Consider the following 15347-nt stretch of genomic DNA (forward strand, 5'->3'; position numbering starts at 1 on the left):
GCGAATTCCGCAAAGGCAACCAGAGCGCTCGGCAGACTGGTCCAACGGCATGCCTGGGCGGCGCCGGCGTCATCAGGCGAACCGGGTATTGGAGCATGGCGAAAGGAACGACTGTCACTGCCCGGTTGCGAGGCGCTGGCAAGATGCCTCCCGGGCTCGGCGCTCACCGGCCTGCCCTTTCAGCTGGCCCGAAGTCGATGAAACCGCGCCAAAACAGAATGATCCCGCATTGCAACATACTGACACTGTGGTAGGTTCCCGGCAGTTTCAACCTGGTCGCTCTGGGGCCTGAGAAACCAAGACGCGGTCCACTTGCAGGGGAAAGGGCGCCCTGCGGGACATCGGCAACGCCAGGCGTCGCCGGAGGGCGCGATGGTACCTTATGGTGGCAGATGTTCTTGCCGATTTGATCCCGGCATTGGTCCAGCAAGTTGCGAGCGTGGTCGATCTCGACACCGCCCTCACGGAAATCGCCAGATTGCTCGGATTTCCCTACTTCGCACTGACGCACCACGTCGACCTCGCACGGTCTTCGGACAGCGTCATTCGCCTGCACAACTATCCCGAACACTGGGCGCTGGACTACGACAACAGAGCGCTTGGGCTCGTCGACCCGGTTCATCGTGCCAGCTACATGACTGCAATCGGATTTCGCTGGACGCAGATCCCCTGGCTGGTGCCGCTGACCGAAAACGATCGGGACATTCTTGAGGAAGGCAAACGGCGAGGCATCTGCGATGGCTTCACCGTTCCTGTCCATGTCCCGGGCGAAGCGCGCGGGTCGTGTTCGTTCGCGATCGGGAGCGGTGAAGTGCCCGGCCAGGCGACGCTCATGCAGGCGCAGGTTGCCGGCACGTATGCTTTCGAGGCAGCCCGACGCCTCTGGCACAAGCGCGGCCTTTCGCTGACACCGCTGCGCCCGGTTCTGACCGATCGGCAGCGCGACTGCGTGCTGCTGATGGCGCAGGGCAAGAGCGATGCCGAAATCGCGAAGATCCTCGGCATTTCGAAGGATACGGCCACGGCGCACATGCGCGCCGCTTGCCAGCGCTACAGGATCTACAAGAGACAATTGCTTATCCCCCTCACCTTGTTCGACGGGACCCTGACGTTCGGTGACGTGAAGCCCTGGCGCTATCCCCATTTCTTGTAATAGCGAGCACCGCCCGGCCCGGGTGATCCTTGGACGACCGCAAAGGTCCAAGGAGAACCACCACCATGCTTACGATCGTTTCGTCCGGCTGCGAGCCGGACGCCGCCCTGCTGCGCGCCATGTTCGCCGCGCGCAAATCGGTCTTCGTCGACCTGCTCGGCTGGGATGTCCCGGTCCTCGAGGGCCAGTACGAGATCGACCAGTTCGATAACGTCCACGCACGCTACCTGATCCTCAGCGACAACGGCAGACATCTCGCATCGGCACGCCTGCTTCCGACGACACGGGAAGGCATCCTGTCGGGGCTGTACCCGATGCTCTGCGCCGGATCGCCGCCCACAGCACCGGACGTCTTCGAAATCACGCGCTTCTGCCTCGACCGGTCGCTGAAGGCACGCGAACGCCGCGAGGTGCGCAATGGCCTGGTCGCCGGGCTGGCCGCATATGCACTCGATGCCGGGATCAGCGCCTACTGCGCGGTCGCCGACACGTCCTGGTATCGCCAGATCGAACAGTTCGGCTGGGATTGCCGGCCGCTCGGCACCCCGCTGCGGCTGGGGCACGAGGAACTGATCGCGATGCAGATCGCGATCACGCCCGAAACCCCTGCACTCCTTGCAGGCGCTGGCATCATCGCACCTGCCGCTAAGCCCGGTGCAAGCCGGCATGCGGCCTGAGCGGGAGGGATCCATGATGACCGCTTTAGAGACGCGGATCGGTTTCCACGCCGCAGAATTGCGAGAGCAAGGATACACGATCATTCCCGACGCGATGTCGCCCATGGCGGTATCGGCGATCCACGCAGACTTGTGGGAGGACTTCGAGCGCACCCCGTTCGGTACAGGGGTGTTCTATGGGGAGACCACCAAGCGGTTCGGCCGATTGCCGGTCCGCTCGGAACAGTCGCAGGCCCTGATCCTGCACCCGCTGGTCACCGGGATCGTCAAGTCGATCCTGTCGCCGTGGTGCGACCGGATCCAGCTCAACACCACGCAGGCGATCTCGCTGCATCCAGGAGCACCCGAACAGTTGCCCCACCGCGATCAGGACATGTGGCGGGTCGAGCCCGGCGAGAAGGAATACCTCGTCAACGTGATGTGGCCGCTGACGCCCTTTCATGGCGGTAATGGCGGAACCAGGCTCTGGCCCGGGAGCCACGGCATCCATGCATGCGAGCCGGTGCCTACCGGGCCCGCGATTGCCCCGGACCTTGCGCCCGGCTCGGCACTGCTGTTCCTCGGCTCCACGCTCCACGCCGCAGGCGCCAACCAGTCGAACACCGAGCGTCGCGGGATCGTCATCGGGTATGCGCTCGGCTGGCTCAAGCCGTACGAGAACCCCTGGCTCGCTTACCCGCCGGAGGTTGCGCGCGGCTTCCCGCGCGAACTGGCGGAGCTCGCCGGCTACGTCCAGCATCGCCCCAACCTCGGCAATTTCGAAGGGCAGTGTCCCTCGATCCTGCTCGAGGGTTATGCCGGCGAGCCGCTCGGCGCGATCGATGCGCTGCGCCCCGACCAGCAAGCTGCCGCGCAGGCGTTCCTTGATGCCGAACGGAGGGCGCCATGAATGCGGGGCCGGTGAGTGAGCGGGTCTACGACGCCCTGCGCCGCCTGATCCTCGAGCATGGCTTCCGCCCCGGAGACAAGCTCGATCCCAACCTGCTGGCCGAGCAACTCTCGGCCAGCATAACCCCGGTGCGCGAGGCCCTGAACGTGCTGACCGGCGAACAGCTTGTCGAAACCCACCGTTCAGGCGGGTACTACATTCCAGCCCTCGACGAGCCGACGCTCAAGGACATGTATGCCTGGGCTAACCAGATCGTGACGCTGGCACTGCGGTTATGGCGTCCCTGGTGCACGATCGACTGGGATCGCATTCAAGACAAGCGGCCGGGCTATGCCGAACGCGTGGCGGATGTCCTTGCCGGAACGGCACGCGCTTCGGTCAACGGCGAACACGGACGGGCGATGATGCTCCTGAACGCCCGGCTCCATGCGGTCCGTGTGGTCGAGACCGAGGTTTTCCCGGATGCACTGGAGGAGTTGATCGCGCTCGAACTTGCTCTCGACACCGGTGACAGGGAAGCGCTTCGGCGTGGGTTGAATGCCTATCATCGGCGGCGTGTGCGCAGCGCGGCAAGCCTGGTGCGAGCGTCGTACCGCTCTCAGGCAAAGGGCAAGTCAACAATCGGCTTATAGGATCGGTATAAAATTCGGATGGGGAGATGGGCGCCATAGTCTGAACCTTGCCGCGATCCTGCGGCACAAGGAGAAGACCGATGGAACGCAAGTTCGACCTGATCGAGGACGTCGAAGACCTCGGATCCGTGAGCGAGGAAACGCTCGGCTCGCTTGGCAACCAGATCGAAGTGGGCGCCATGGCCCGCACGACCGGTCTCGAGCGCGAATGACCCGATGGCAGGCGTGCGGGTGGAAGCCCGCCGCTTGCTACCGGAAAATCCCATGGACGCACCCATGTCCCCTGCCCCCGTCCCGCCACTTGGGCTTGCCGATGGCATCGGCATCGCTGTTCTTGGCGACGTCGTGATCGTGCTCGACATCCACCGCAATCGCTATTCCCTGATCCGCGGCGACGCCGCGTCCGTGCTTGCGGCCGCAGCTGCAGGAAATCCGGTCAATCCTGACTCGCCAGATGCGCGCGCGCTTCGTTTCCACCACTGGCTGGCGCCGGCCGGTACGCCGCCGGGTCCGTGGTTCAATCCCGGCGAATTGCCTAAAGCCGAAGCCAGCGTATTGGAAGGCGGCGATCCGCCAGGATGGCCCCGTGCAATCGACTTCCGCATTGCCGCCATCTGCCTCAAGACCCGGCTCGATCTCAGGTTCAGGCCTTTGTCGCGCATTCTTCGAGGACTTTCCATGAACTGGCGCGGACGCAGCATGGCCGATCTTGTCGCTGCCGCACGCCAGTTCGACCGTGGGCGCAGGCATACGCCCTTTACACCGCGCTGCCTGCCCGATGCTCTGGCATTCCTGCGATTTGCCCGGGCGCGCGGTCACGCGGCGCACCTCGTCTTCGGTGTCAAGCTTCACCCGTTCGAAGCGCATTGCTGGGCACAAAGCGGCGGACTCGTACTGACCGACCCGCTGGATCGTATCCGGCGCTTCGTGCCGGTGCTCGCGGTATGACAAGGGAACGCTATCTCGCCATTGTCGGCCACGGCGCGAGGCCTCTGCCGTCGGCACTGGTCGATCGCATCACGGCACGTTTCGACGCCATCGGGCTGGTTCGAACCGCCATTGGCAATGGTCTGGTGATCTACAGCGACCGCACGCTTCCCATCATCGCAGGCAAACACGTGGTTGTTGTGGGACAGGTCTTCGGCTCGACCGCGCCACTCTCCCTCGAAGCCATCGACGCCTCGCATCTGACAACGCAGTGCTGGGGCAATTATCTGGCTTTCGGACTTTCGCCCGACGGACCTGTCGGATGGGTATTGCGCGCGCCGATGGGGCATCTTCCCGCGCTGCGCACCCAAACCGACGAACTGACGATCCTCGCGTCGGGGGCAGACCTGCTGGTCGATGCACTGGAAATCGTCCCGCGTATCGACTGGGCATTCTGCGCCACGCACATCGCCTGCCAGCATTTCGTCACATCGACCACCGGCATTGAGGGCATCGACGAACTGCTGGGTGGCGAATGCTTCCAGCGCGAAGCCGATGGGACCTGGCAGCGTCAAACCGTCTGGTCGCCGTGGCAATGGACCACGATCGATCGCGAGATCGGCGATTTCGAGGAGGCAGCGCGAACCCTGCGATCGCGAGTCGAAGACGCGGTCCGGTGTCTCACCGAAAATGGAGGGCCGTACCTTCTGGAACTTTCGGGCGGCGTCGACTCCTCGGTTCTCGCCGCCGCCCTGGCAGCGGCCGGGACCAAGGCACGCGCCGCGACGCTGGTCACCGGCACAGCCGAAGGAGACGAACGGCACTATGCGCGCGCGAGTGCACGGGCCACCGGCCTTACGCTCGACGAGCTTCAGATCCGCGGGGCCTTCGATCTGACGGGCACAACGCAGGGTCGGCTCGCACGTCCGGGTCTGCCAGTGGCCCTGGCCCAGGCCGACGATGCCCTTGCCGCACAAGGGCGAAGCGCGGGAATTACCGCGTTCGTGAGCGGCTCGGGCGGAGATTGCGTGCTGTGCTCGGCCGTTTCGGCAGCACCTGCAGTCGATGCGATCCGCCGCTGCGGCATCGGTGAGACAGCGTGGAACACTATCGACGCGCTCGCGCGGATCCATCACACGAACATCTGGTCCGTGGCGCGCATGGCCTGGCAACAGGCGCGAAGCGGTCCGCTGCACAGCCGTTGGCAGATCGTCCCGGGCCTCCTTGCAGCGGATCGCGTGCCAGCCACTGCGCCAGAACATCCATGGTTCGACGAGCCCGCCCATGTCCTGCCTGGCAAGCGCAGTCACGTACGCGGCGTGCTCGCCAGCCTGGCCCACGTCGACGGGTTTGGGCGTCACACGGTGGCGCCCTCGCGCTTTCCCCTTCTGAGCCAGCCCGTCGTGGAGACCGCAATGCGCATTCCATCGTGGCTGTGGGTTTCGGAAGGTCGCGACCGGGCGGTTGCCCGCCATGCCTGGCGGGACATCCTACCGCCAGTTGTCCTCGAGCGCCGGACCAAGGGTGGTCTCGACACTTATGCCATTGAGGCAGTCATCCGCAGCCGATCAGACTTGCACTCCTTCCTGCTCGAAGGACACCTTGCCGCAAACGAGGTGATCGACCGCCAAAAAGTTGACGCGGCCCTGAACCGGCCTGTCCGCCGCACCGATCCGGCCGCCTACCAGCTACTGCAGCTTGCCGACGTCGAAACGTGGGCCCGGGCCTGGATCGGGCCTCCCTGATCGCTGGTCAGCCCCTGCTTCACAATCAGGCTGAACAGCGCGCGAGACAGGGCTTCCCCGCTCCACTTAGGACAGGAGTTCGGGACGACACAACGATGGCCACGGATCGACGGGTTGCGCATCCAGCATCGCTTTCTACCCGCAGCGTCGTCAGGGCACCGTCTTTGCCTTGCCAGCGACCAGCATGCCCCGCCAACGGACATACTGGTCGGCCTTGGCGGGATCCGGATCTGCCTCGCCCGCGAGCCAGAACCTGAACCAGTCGAAATTGCGGATATTGGCGACGAACTGGTGGCGCGGTTGCCACTTGATGTGCATCTCGCCCGGGAAAGCCCAGAGTTCGGCCGGCCTTCCGGCAGCCTGCAGCCGCGCCAGCAGATCGACATTGGGGCGATACTCCTGCTCGGGGACCTGCATCAGGAACGGGATCGTGATGCGGTCAGCGTTCATCGAAGGCGACACAAGGCGCCAATTTTTCCGGTCCCGATCCGGGTCCCCGAGCCCCCATCCCGCCTTGAGCACGCCCGGGACCTCACGCCCTTTGACCGCATTCAGCCAGTAGTAGGTGGGCGTCGCCATGACGTTCGCGACCGATATCGCCCGCAGCAGCCTGGTATGGATCGCAAGCCAGACCGCGACCTCACCTCCGAAACTCACGCCCCCCATGCCGACGCGGGCCCTGTCCACCCGTCCATCGCGGGCGAGCAGGTCGATGGCGGCAGCAATCCCGTCGGCGGCAATCCGATATGCCTCCACGTTGCCGCCAACACCGGGCGCTGCGGGGTAACGATTGATGCACAGGGCGGCGATGCCCGCGCTGGCGAAGTCGCGCAAAGGATACTCGTCGCCAAGGCCGCCCCGGATATAGCCCGGACACGCGTAGTAGTTGATGATCAAGGGCACCGGTCCGCTTCGTCCCTCGGGCATGGCGAGGTAACCGGTGAACGCTCGCCCCTGCGCGTCGCGCCAGGCCAGACGCTCGAAACGGGGCGCTGCCCGACGCAAGTCCACATTGGGGTCGGCCAGCACACGCTGCGTGCCCGTGTCCGCATCGATCGCCACGACACGGGGAGGCTCGTTTGCATCCGAGGCAATGCAAAGCAGCGCCTTGTCCGAGGTCGCGCAGGCCGCACCATCGTCACTGCCGTTAAGCATGCCCTCGCCCGACACCAGCACACGCACGCTGCCATCGGCAATATCCCAGCGCGCGAGCGTGCTTCCCGCACCGCTATCGCGCGTTTCGAACAGAAGTGCGCGTCCGGAACCGATCCAGCGCACCGCCCTGATACGCTGCCCGGCACATGCAGCCGCAGAACAGTGCGCCGTTTCCCGTCCCCCGGCATCGACGACCGCCAGTCGGGTTTCCATCCCCCTGACCAGAACAACCGCGACACCGCGCGCGTCGCCCGATGGCTCCCGGTCGGATACGAACCAGTCGCCCAGGCGGTCGAAGCCTTTGGCAGGTGGCGCATAGAGCGCCTGCTCTTCGGCCACCGCATCACGCACGGCACCGCTCGCCGGATCGAGAACCCGCAAGGACGGCGGCGCTGCGGGCAGAATGCCGCCCTGCTCAAACCAGAAACCGCGCAGCCGTCCGCTGGCCCAGCGTCCATCGATCCAGTCGCCATGGAACAGTGGCCGCTGCGGATCGACAGAGGCATCGATCAGCGTACCACTGTCGTACTCGGCCTGTTCGGCACGATCGATCCGGCTGCGCGCGGGTCCTGTCGCCAGCAGGAACCGGGCGCCGCCATCGATCGGCACGATATCGCGGACATTGCCCTCTTCACGCGTCGCCTCGTGAACGCCCGTTCCATCGACACGGGCACGCCAGACCTGAACCTCGCCATGGTCGGTCTTTCGGAAAAGCACTTCCTTTGACCCAGCCACCCAGACAGGACGGTTTTGCACGGGCGAGCCGTTCAGCCAGGATATCTCGCCGGCGTCAGCGAGCCTGCGCGGGGCAGCGCTGCCGTCCGCCGGGGCGATCATCCAGCTTACCTGATAATCGTTCCGGTCGATCGACGCCCGGTACTCCCGCCAGAGCGCCCAACGGCCATCGGGCGAGAGTGAGGGACTGTCGATCCGCGTCATTTCGATGGACGGCCGGATCCCGGCCCCGTCCGCAGCGTAGGCTGCGAGCGGGACCGGGACGGTCATGGCGAGGGCCAGCAGGGCTGGGAACCGGCGGCTCACCATGACTTCACCAGTTGGACAGCGACCAGGCGTCCAACAGCGCTGGCCTGCTCGGGATCGAAGCCTGCGGCGGAATAGGGCGTTCGATTGTTGACGTAAGGCGGATCGCGATCGAACAGATTGGTCACGCTGAGGGACAGACGCGTTCCAGCAATCGCGCCCGCTTCCGCGCCAAACGACTTGCTCAGCGTGAGATCGACCGTCGTCCAGCTGGCGACAGGTTCGGCAGGCGTCACGCCGGTATTGTTGTAGCCGGCGGTATGATTGACGAAGGCTGCCACGCCGAACCCGTTGCGATCGAACGAGGCGCGACCGCGCAGACGGTAGCGCACGGGATTGCCCACCGTGCCGATCGCCTCGACCTTCGGTGCCGTCGCCGTGAACTGCTGGGTCAGGTGAAACAGCCATGTGCCGGAAACACCGACGGCTATGGCGCCATTCTCGACTGCCTTGCGATAGCCGAAATCGAAATCAACCCCGTTGAGATGGCTGCGCGCAAGGTTCGCATTGCGTCCGTCGATCACATAAGTGACCGCCGAGGCGGGTACGTTGTACGGGTTGTAGAAGGTCGGATCGGCATAATAGCTGGCGACGAGAGCCGGCGATGGATTGGCAAAGATCAGCGTCGAATAGCGATCGCGATGCGCGAGGAAGGTGAAGGCATCGACGCCCGGATTGAAGATGCGATCACGATAGGAGACGTCGAACCACGTCGCGCTGAACGACAGACCGGGCACGCTGGTGGGCCGCATATCGAAGCCTGCGGTCAGCGTCCGCGCGCGTTCCGGACCGATATTCGGGTTGTTGCCGAACAGCCCCACAACATAGCTGGATCCAGTCGGCGACAGGGTGTCGCTGACGGGAATGGCGGCGATCTGGCTATATCCCGGTCCCTGGCGCGTGTCGGAAAACGAAGGCGCGCGGAAGGACGTGCCATAGGCTCCGCGCAGGGCAAGCCCTTCGACCGGCTCGTAAGTCAGGCCGACCTTTGGATTGGTGGTGGTCCCGAAATCCGAATAGTGTTCCATCCGCGCGGCGACAGAAAGGTCGAGACGGCGAATACCGCCAATCCCCTGGTCCGGCCCGATCAGCGGCGCGCGCAGTTCGCCGTAGGCGGCGTAGACCTTGCGCGCGAGCGGATAACCATTGTCGCCGTAGGCCACCGGCGCCAGCGAATAGTAGTCGTCGACATAGGACGAACCGGTTGCCTCGGTACGATATTCGAACCCTGTGGCAAGACTGAGGGGGCCGCCAGGCAATGCGAACAACGGGCCGTCGAACTTGAGGCCCGCAGTGGTCTGACGCGAACGTCCGCGCGTGATCGCCCAGCCACGCACCTTATCGATCGTTGCGGCGCTGGTGTGCGAACCATCGCCAAATATGTTGAAGGCAGTGGCCGAGTCGGTGTCGGCGAGAGCGCCGACGAGCGCCGCACGATTGACGAGATTATCCGAGCGAAGTTCCTCGTGCTCGACACCGTGGCCGACATAGGCTTCGGCACGCCATGCGCCGAGGCGCGCTTCAAGCGAGCCGGAAACCGCCCAGTTGGTGACGTGCGACTTGTCCAGCGGGGACCCCAGATCCTTCTTGAAATCGTACATTACCGTGACCGGCTGACCGGTGCCGATCGGATCGACATAGAAGGGATTGGCGGTCGGCACGCTGATCGAAGAATTGAGCGAAAAGTAGCGATTTTCCGACTTGCGATCGGCAGCGAAGCCCTGGAGGCGGAGCGTCAGCGCCGGCGAGATTTCCTGCTCGAGCGCAACGACGCCCGCGTGGCGCCGGGTCCGGGGGAGGACATCGGTGCCGACACGCCCGTCACCCAGATTGTGCACGCCGGCGAGAAGCTGCGCAGGCGTCAGGTTCCGGCCATCCTGGCCAGCCGGAATGCCATAGACCGAGCCATCGGCGGCAATGATCGTCCCGGGATTGGCGTAGGACTGGCGATAGTCCGGGCCTCCGTAACGGCGCAGATCTTCGGTGGCATACGTGCGATCCTCCGCCCCGAGCCGGCCGCGCTCGTAATATTCGTAGGCTGCCATGACGTGGCCGGTCGACCACTTCTTCCCGAAGATCTGGCTCGCCTGAAACTCGGTGAAGCCATCGGCCATGCCGGTGCGCAGCGAGGTCTCTGCCCCTTCGAAATTGCGCCGCAGCCGGACATTGACCACGCCTGCGACCGCATCCGATCCGTAGATGGCCGAGGCCCCGTCGGCGAGAACTTCGATGCGTTCGATCGCGCTCGCCGGGATCAACGATGTGTCGAGATACGTGGCGTTCGATCCCAGCGCGATGCGATTGCCATCGAGCAGCGTCAGGGTCGAGGTCGTGCCGAGGCCGCGCAAGTTGATCGAGCTGCCATAGCCGATGTTGCTGCTCGCGCCGTTGCGCTGGGTAAAGGCCCCGACACTTTCGTTGGGGCCGCCGCCAAAGTTCTGAGGAAGTGCCGCAATCAGATCCTGCGTGGTGGCACGGCCGCTCTTCTCGATCGCATCACGGTCGATCGCGATGACCGATGCGCCGGCAGGCGCGGCACCGCGGATGCGCGTGCCGGTCACGAGAATCTCGTTCTGATCCGATGCGCGCTTCCCCATCTGATCGGCGGCGCGGACGGCGTAGGCATCGCCGACTTCGACACCGACCAGACTGGTATTTGCCAGTAACATCGCCAGCGCCTCGCTGACCGTGAAACTGCCATGGACGGCAGGCGCAGTGTGCCCCGCCACGACGCCTGCGTCGGCAAGCACCGTGCGCCCCGATGCCATGGCGAGGTCACGCAGCGACTGCTCGAGGCTCTGCGCAGGAAAATCGAGCACAATCTGCTTGTCATCGCGTGCAGCAACGCATTGGGGAACGGTGAGAACGCTGCCTGCCATCAATGCGGCAAGGACGGATTGAAGTTGGGTTCTGGACGTCATGGTACATACCTCCCTGGCGCCCTGTGACAGGACGCTCATGGCCGTGGGGACGCCGACGGACGGAAAGACCCGACAAAAATTTTTGAATGGGAATGCTCGCCCGCAAGACGGCGAGCCGTGGCGCGAAGGTCAGCCCGGCCCGGGAGCCTGGCAGAAACTTACAGCTCCACCGCTGCGCGCCCGCCCCAAAGCCTTCTCCCCTCTCCTTTCATGAGACGGGACTGCGCCGCTGCAATCGGCGACAACCAGCAGAGGCAAGGAAACGCGTCGAAGCTTGCAGCGTAAGGACTGGCGGTCGGGTTCGCGGACGCGAGGTCAGCGTGGCCGCAGGACGATCATGTCGCGTTCGCGCACGACCTCGAGATTATCGAGAGCGGCAAGCGTCTGCGCGAAGCTGCCGGGATCGTCGGTACGCAAGCCACCGATCAAACGGCGACCGCCGATATCCGCGCTGGCAAGCCGAATCTGGATCCGGTTGGTCTGGTTGAGGCGTTCAACCGCTTGCGCCACTGTCACCCCGTCGAGCCCGAGCAACGCGGGATGGCTCGCGACTGACGCGGTGGTTGGCGTCGGCTTGGGTTCGGGCGTGCCAGGCAGCGCAATGGATTGTCCGGCCCCCAGGGCCCGGCTCATCCCGCCAGCAACCGCCGCGCTCGCATGGCCCGATACCAGCAAGATTCTGTTCGCGCCGGGCAGGGCAACCACTTCGACAACCGCCTCGCGCGTTGTCGCCGATAGACCAGCGGTGTGAATTTCGAGCGCGCGCGCATTGTTCGGAACCACACGGATCCGCGCTGTTCCCTGCTCGACGTCGATCCGACTTGTCCTACCATCAAACTGCGCGCGGGCAAGTGCTGCGCCGTTGAGCGTCAGCGAACTTCCATCGGGCAACGACCATGTGCGGGTTTCGCCTGGAGCGCTACGATAGGTCTGCGCTTCAACCACGCTTCCGAAACCGATCGCGGGAACGGTCCCGACAAACCGCACGGTCATCAGGCCAACGCCGATCAGGACTGCCAGCGACATCGCAGCAATATGCGTGCTCCGGCGCAGGTGCAGCGGCGCGCGGGCCAGCGTCCGCTCGCGCCCGATGGTCGTATCGGCAAGCATCAGGCTGTCGCACCAGGCGCGGTCCGCCTCCGCATAAGCCAGGCGGTGGCGCAGGTCGCGGGCCAGCCAGGCTTCAAATTCTGCCGGGTGCTCGCCTGCCCACTCGGCCTCGTTACGCACGAGCCAGTCGGCAGCTTCCTTGCGGATGTTCTCGGGAATTTGCTTGCGAGCCACGCGGATCAGCCGTTGTCGAGGTGACGAGCGAGTTGCTGGATGGCCCGGCTCATCTGTTTTTCCACGGCGCGCACACTCAACCCCGTCTGTTCCGCGATCTCGGCATAACTATAGCCATCGAGCCGGCGGGCAAGAAACACATTCCGCGTCAGCGGCTTGAGCCGACCCAACGCGCGTTCCAGACGGGCCAGCCGGTCGCGTGCCTCAAGATGCGAAACAGGATCGGGCCCGGGCAAGGTGACATCGTCCAGCGACACATGGGCTGAAGTGCTCCGGCGCGTCGCCGCACGATGGTCGTCACGCAGCGCATTGCGGGCTGCTTCGGCAAGATAGCCGGCGGGTGCCTCGATCTGCGCGATGGTTTCCCGGCGCCCGGCCAGACGCACGAAAACCTGCTGGACGATATCTTCGGCCTGATCGATCCCGGCGCGGCGGGCAAGCCGCCGCAGGAGCGAGGGCCGTTCGGCGCGATACATCACGTCGAGACGTCTCGCGGCCAGCCCGTCAAGCGGTTCAGGCAGCATTCCGCACACGCAAGGCTGCGCATCATGGTCGCATGAATTGCCTGCCGCGAGCCGCTTCATCGAATGCCAGAGCCCCCACGATCGAGGCGCTCCGGCGAAAGGCCGGACTCTGAGAACGCATTCGAAAAAATGCGCGCCACTGCCTTTAGCCCCGAAAGGCCTGGACATAAGCAACGGCAATCCGGCCGCGCATGGCGGCAAAGGTGAAACTCTTTTCCGAACGAGGTTCTCAGGCCTCGGCGCAACGCGCTGACGCACTACGCCATTGAAATCTATGACACGATGGTTGCACCCGCAACCGTTTTGTCATCGCGACAGCGCTAAAAGGGTTGCGGGCGCGTCTTCCAGCGGCACGAACAGGCGGGTCTGGAAGCGGATGATCTCGGTGAAGCACCCTTTCGCCTTGTACCAGTCCAGCCGGGCGGCAGACCAGCCCGTGAGCTCCAGTCGCTGGCTTCCATTGACGAGGCTGCGCCTGAGCATCAGCGGGTCAGCGCTGGCGAACTCCATGGCGCGACCGCTCGCGAGCACGGCCTCGACAAGCACATCTGGAGCAAGCGGCGCAATCACCCCGAGACCCAGAGCCCGGCACAACGCCGGAACATGCGCCGCCGGGACTTCCCGTCCGAGGAGCGAGCGGCCATCGCGGGCGGACAACCGCGCGACCCGCACATGATCGGATGGCAACTTGTCCCAGACCGGCAGCAACAGCCCGGTCGCCAGATGAAGGCGTTCGTGCCGGAGCGTTCCCGAGGCTTCGGTGACTTCGTGTTGCCAGGCCCCCCGAAACGCGCCCACATCGACTGGCTCCCAGCTGCTGTCGGCAAGGTCGTCGGCGTTGAGGTACGTGCGCTTCAGGGGCCGGACCAGCTCGTAGCGCCGGATCCGCGCGCCCTCATCGCTGAGCAGACTGCGCGCTGGAACGACCAGCGCAACGCGGCCGGACCGGGTGTTGTGAACCGGCCAGTGCTGGGGATCCGCGAGCGCATGCAACGCTTCCAGCCGTTCGAGCGGCATGGGCCTGAGGGCACGGGCAATCGAGAGTTCCAGCAGATGCGTGGTTGCACCCGAAGTCGCATCGGTCCGCAGCAGCGTATCGGACAGCACCTCAAAGTGCTCGACCGCGATCGTCTCGACACCAAGATCGAGCGTGCCAGCCGCGCGCGCCGCGTCGACCCGCGCCTCGACCAGCCCCAGGAACTCATCGAAGATGCCGTTCTGGAGGGCGATCGGCAGTGCCAGGATGCGGTTGAGCCAGCGCTGGATCGGCGGCAGATCGTCGCTGAGCGATCCATCCTCGTTTTCGATTCTGAGGCCGGTCAGGGCCTGGAAGCGATCGAGCGACACTGCGCCCAGCTTGCCCTGATAAAGCAACCCGAACCAGCGCTGCAGGGCTTCGCGCGCGTAGCTGCTCTCGAGATTGTCAGCCGGGTCAAACAGGTTCTGCCCGCCGGTCTGGCGCTGACCGCGCGTCAGCGCGCCGAGGCTGTCGAGGCGGCGTGCGATTGTCGAGATGAAGCGCCGCTCCCCGCGCACGTCGGTCGTGACCGGACGGAACAGCGGCGCCGATGCCTGGTTGGTCCGGTTGGTGCGTCCCAACCCCTGGATCGCGGCATCGGCCCGCCAGCTGGGTTCGAGCAGGAAGTGGACCCGCCGCGCCTGGTTCCTGGCCGCAAGATCGGCATGGTAGCTGCGGCCAGTGCCGCCAGCGTCGGAAAACACGAGGATCTGCTTCTCCCCATCCATGAAGGATTTTGTCTCGGCGAGGTTCGCGCGCGGGCTGCGCGACTGGAGCTTCTGCCGCCCGTCGGCCGCGACGATCAGCCTCCGGCTACGCCCGGTAACTTCGGCAACGTGATCGACGCCAAACCGCTCGATGATTGCATCGAGCGCAGGCGCGATGGGCGGCAGCGCACAGAGCTGCTCGATCATGCGATCGCGCGCGGCGACCGCGGCGCGGCACAGTACGGGATGGCCCTCTGCGTCGCTCATCGGCTCGGAGCGTGGATTGCCGTTCTCGTCGGTGAAGACCGACATCAGTCGTACCGGGAAGCTTTTCGCGAGGTACTGAACCACCGCCTCACGCGGCGACAGATCGATCTCGAGCGCTTCGCGCTCGGCTTCGGAGAGGTCGGCAAGGCGCCGATCGAGCATGGCCTCCGATGTCGAGACGAGTTGAACGACGACGGCATGATCGGCGGCGAGAGCGGCCTCGATCGCGGGCAGCAGGCTGGGCAGTTTGAGAGCGAGCAGCAGCTGCGCGAAGAAGCGTTGTTCTGTCCTGCTGGGGTGTGTATTATTTGAAGTAATAGATTGATTAAGCATTGAGATTCCTCGCTTGAGGTAAGAGGGCGCATCATTGGGCTGCGCGCAGCTCAGAGTGGGCTCCTCTCTCTGGC

12 protein-coding genes are annotated in these 15347 nt (G+C 64.9%); 7 read left to right on the top strand and 5 right to left on the bottom strand.

Features of this window, described 5'->3' with window-relative positions:
• Positions 1–439: 439 nt before the first annotated feature.
• The 7 genes from K3A84_RS04465 (at position 440) to K3A84_RS04490 (ending at position 6023) form a co-directional block, all read left to right on the top strand.
• Complete coding sequence (locus K3A84_RS04465; protein ID WP_225008090.1) at positions 440–1153, top strand: helix-turn-helix transcriptional regulator; 714 nt, start codon at positions 440–442, stop codon at positions 1151–1153.
• A 65-nt stretch (positions 1154–1218) separates the two neighbouring features.
• On the top strand, positions 1219–1830 hold the full coding sequence (locus K3A84_RS04470; protein WP_225008091.1) for an acyl-homoserine-lactone synthase: 612 nt from the start codon (positions 1219–1221) through the stop codon (positions 1828–1830).
• Between the two features lie 16 nt (positions 1831–1846).
• Positions 1847–2719, top strand: a complete 873-nt coding sequence (locus tag K3A84_RS04475) for a phytanoyl-CoA dioxygenase family protein (protein WP_404823105.1) — start codon at positions 1847–1849, stop codon at positions 2717–2719.
• The gene (locus K3A84_RS04480) at positions 2716–3351 is read left to right on the top strand and encodes a GntR family transcriptional regulator (protein ID WP_225008093.1); all 636 of its coding nucleotides are present in this window, start codon (positions 2716–2718) and stop codon (positions 3349–3351) included. The genes K3A84_RS04475 and K3A84_RS04480 overlap by 4 nt, the downstream gene beginning before the upstream one ends.
• Before the next feature lie 80 nt (positions 3352–3431).
• On the top strand, positions 3432–3563 hold the full coding sequence (locus K3A84_RS20320; RefSeq protein ID WP_263626084.1) for a hypothetical protein: 132 nt from the start codon (positions 3432–3434) through the stop codon (positions 3561–3563).
• Positions 3564–3567: 4 nt separating this feature from the next.
• Positions 3568–4299, top strand: a complete 732-nt coding sequence (locus K3A84_RS04485) for a lasso peptide biosynthesis B2 protein (protein WP_225008094.1) — start codon at positions 3568–3570, stop codon at positions 4297–4299.
• On the top strand, positions 4296–6023 hold the full coding sequence (locus K3A84_RS04490; protein ID WP_225008095.1) for an asparagine synthase-related protein: 1728 nt from the start codon (positions 4296–4298) through the stop codon (positions 6021–6023). The genes K3A84_RS04485 and K3A84_RS04490 overlap by 4 nt, the downstream gene beginning before the upstream one ends.
• Positions 6024–6173: 150 nt before the next feature.
• Here K3A84_RS04490 and K3A84_RS04495 read toward each other — a convergent pair whose 3' ends face one another.
• The 5 genes from K3A84_RS04495 to K3A84_RS04515 all read right to left on the bottom strand — a co-directional run.
• Positions 6174–8183, bottom strand: coding sequence for an Atxe2 family lasso peptide isopeptidase (locus K3A84_RS04495; protein WP_225008096.1), 2010 nt, complete (start codon positions 8181–8183; stop codon positions 6174–6176).
• Between the two features lie 32 nt (positions 8184–8215).
• Entirely contained in the window at positions 8216–11140 is a 2925-nt protein-coding gene (locus tag K3A84_RS04500; RefSeq protein ID WP_225008097.1) for a TonB-dependent receptor, read from the bottom strand.
• A gap of 315 nt (positions 11141–11455) precedes the next feature.
• Positions 11456–12424 carry a FecR family protein gene (locus K3A84_RS04505; RefSeq protein WP_225008098.1) on the bottom strand — a complete coding sequence of 323 codons (969 nt, stop codon included), beginning with the start codon at positions 12422–12424 and terminating at the stop codon, positions 11456–11458.
• A gap of 5 nt (positions 12425–12429) precedes the next feature.
• On the bottom strand, positions 12430–13008 hold the full coding sequence (locus tag K3A84_RS04510) for an RNA polymerase sigma factor (RefSeq protein ID WP_225008099.1): 579 nt from the start codon (positions 13006–13008) through the stop codon (positions 12430–12432).
• Between the two features lie 246 nt (positions 13009–13254).
• On the bottom strand, positions 13255–15347 hold a 2093-nt coding region (locus K3A84_RS04515; protein ID WP_225008100.1), incomplete at its 5' end, for a strawberry notch C-terminal domain-containing protein.

The organism is Novosphingobium percolationis (genome assembly GCF_020179425.1).
GTDB classification, from domain to species: domain Bacteria; phylum Pseudomonadota; class Alphaproteobacteria; order Sphingomonadales; family Sphingomonadaceae; genus Novosphingobium; species Novosphingobium percolationis.

Bases quoted from the DNA above. Each gene is read 5' to 3' on its own strand.
- K3A84_RS04470 (WP_225008091.1), top strand. From the start codon at position 1,219: ATGCTTACGATCGTTTCGTCCGGCTGCGAGCCGGACGCCGCCCTGCTG.
- K3A84_RS04475 (WP_404823105.1), top strand. From the start codon at position 1,847: ATGACCGCTTTAGAGACGCGGATCGGTTTCCACGCCGCAGAATTGCGA.
- K3A84_RS04480 (WP_225008093.1), top strand. From the start codon at position 2,716: ATGAATGCGGGGCCGGTGAGTGAGCGGGTCTACGACGCCCTGCGCCGC.
- K3A84_RS20320 (WP_263626084.1), top strand. From the start codon at position 3,432: ATGGAACGCAAGTTCGACCTGATCGAGGACGTCGAAGACCTCGGATCC.
- K3A84_RS04485 (WP_225008094.1), top strand. From the start codon at position 3,568: ATGGCAGGCGTGCGGGTGGAAGCCCGCCGCTTGCTACCGGAAAATCCC.
- K3A84_RS04490 (WP_225008095.1), top strand. From the start codon at position 4,296: ATGACAAGGGAACGCTATCTCGCCATTGTCGGCCACGGCGCGAGGCCT.
- K3A84_RS04495 (WP_225008096.1), bottom strand. From the start codon at position 8,183: ATGACCGTCCCGGTCCCGCTCGCAGCCTACGCTGCGGACGGGGCCGGG.
- K3A84_RS04500 (WP_225008097.1), bottom strand. From the start codon at position 11,140: ATGACGTCCAGAACCCAACTTCAATCCGTCCTTGCCGCATTGATGGCA.
- K3A84_RS04510 (WP_225008099.1), bottom strand. From the start codon at position 13,008: ATGAAGCGGCTCGCGGCAGGCAATTCATGCGACCATGATGCGCAGCCT.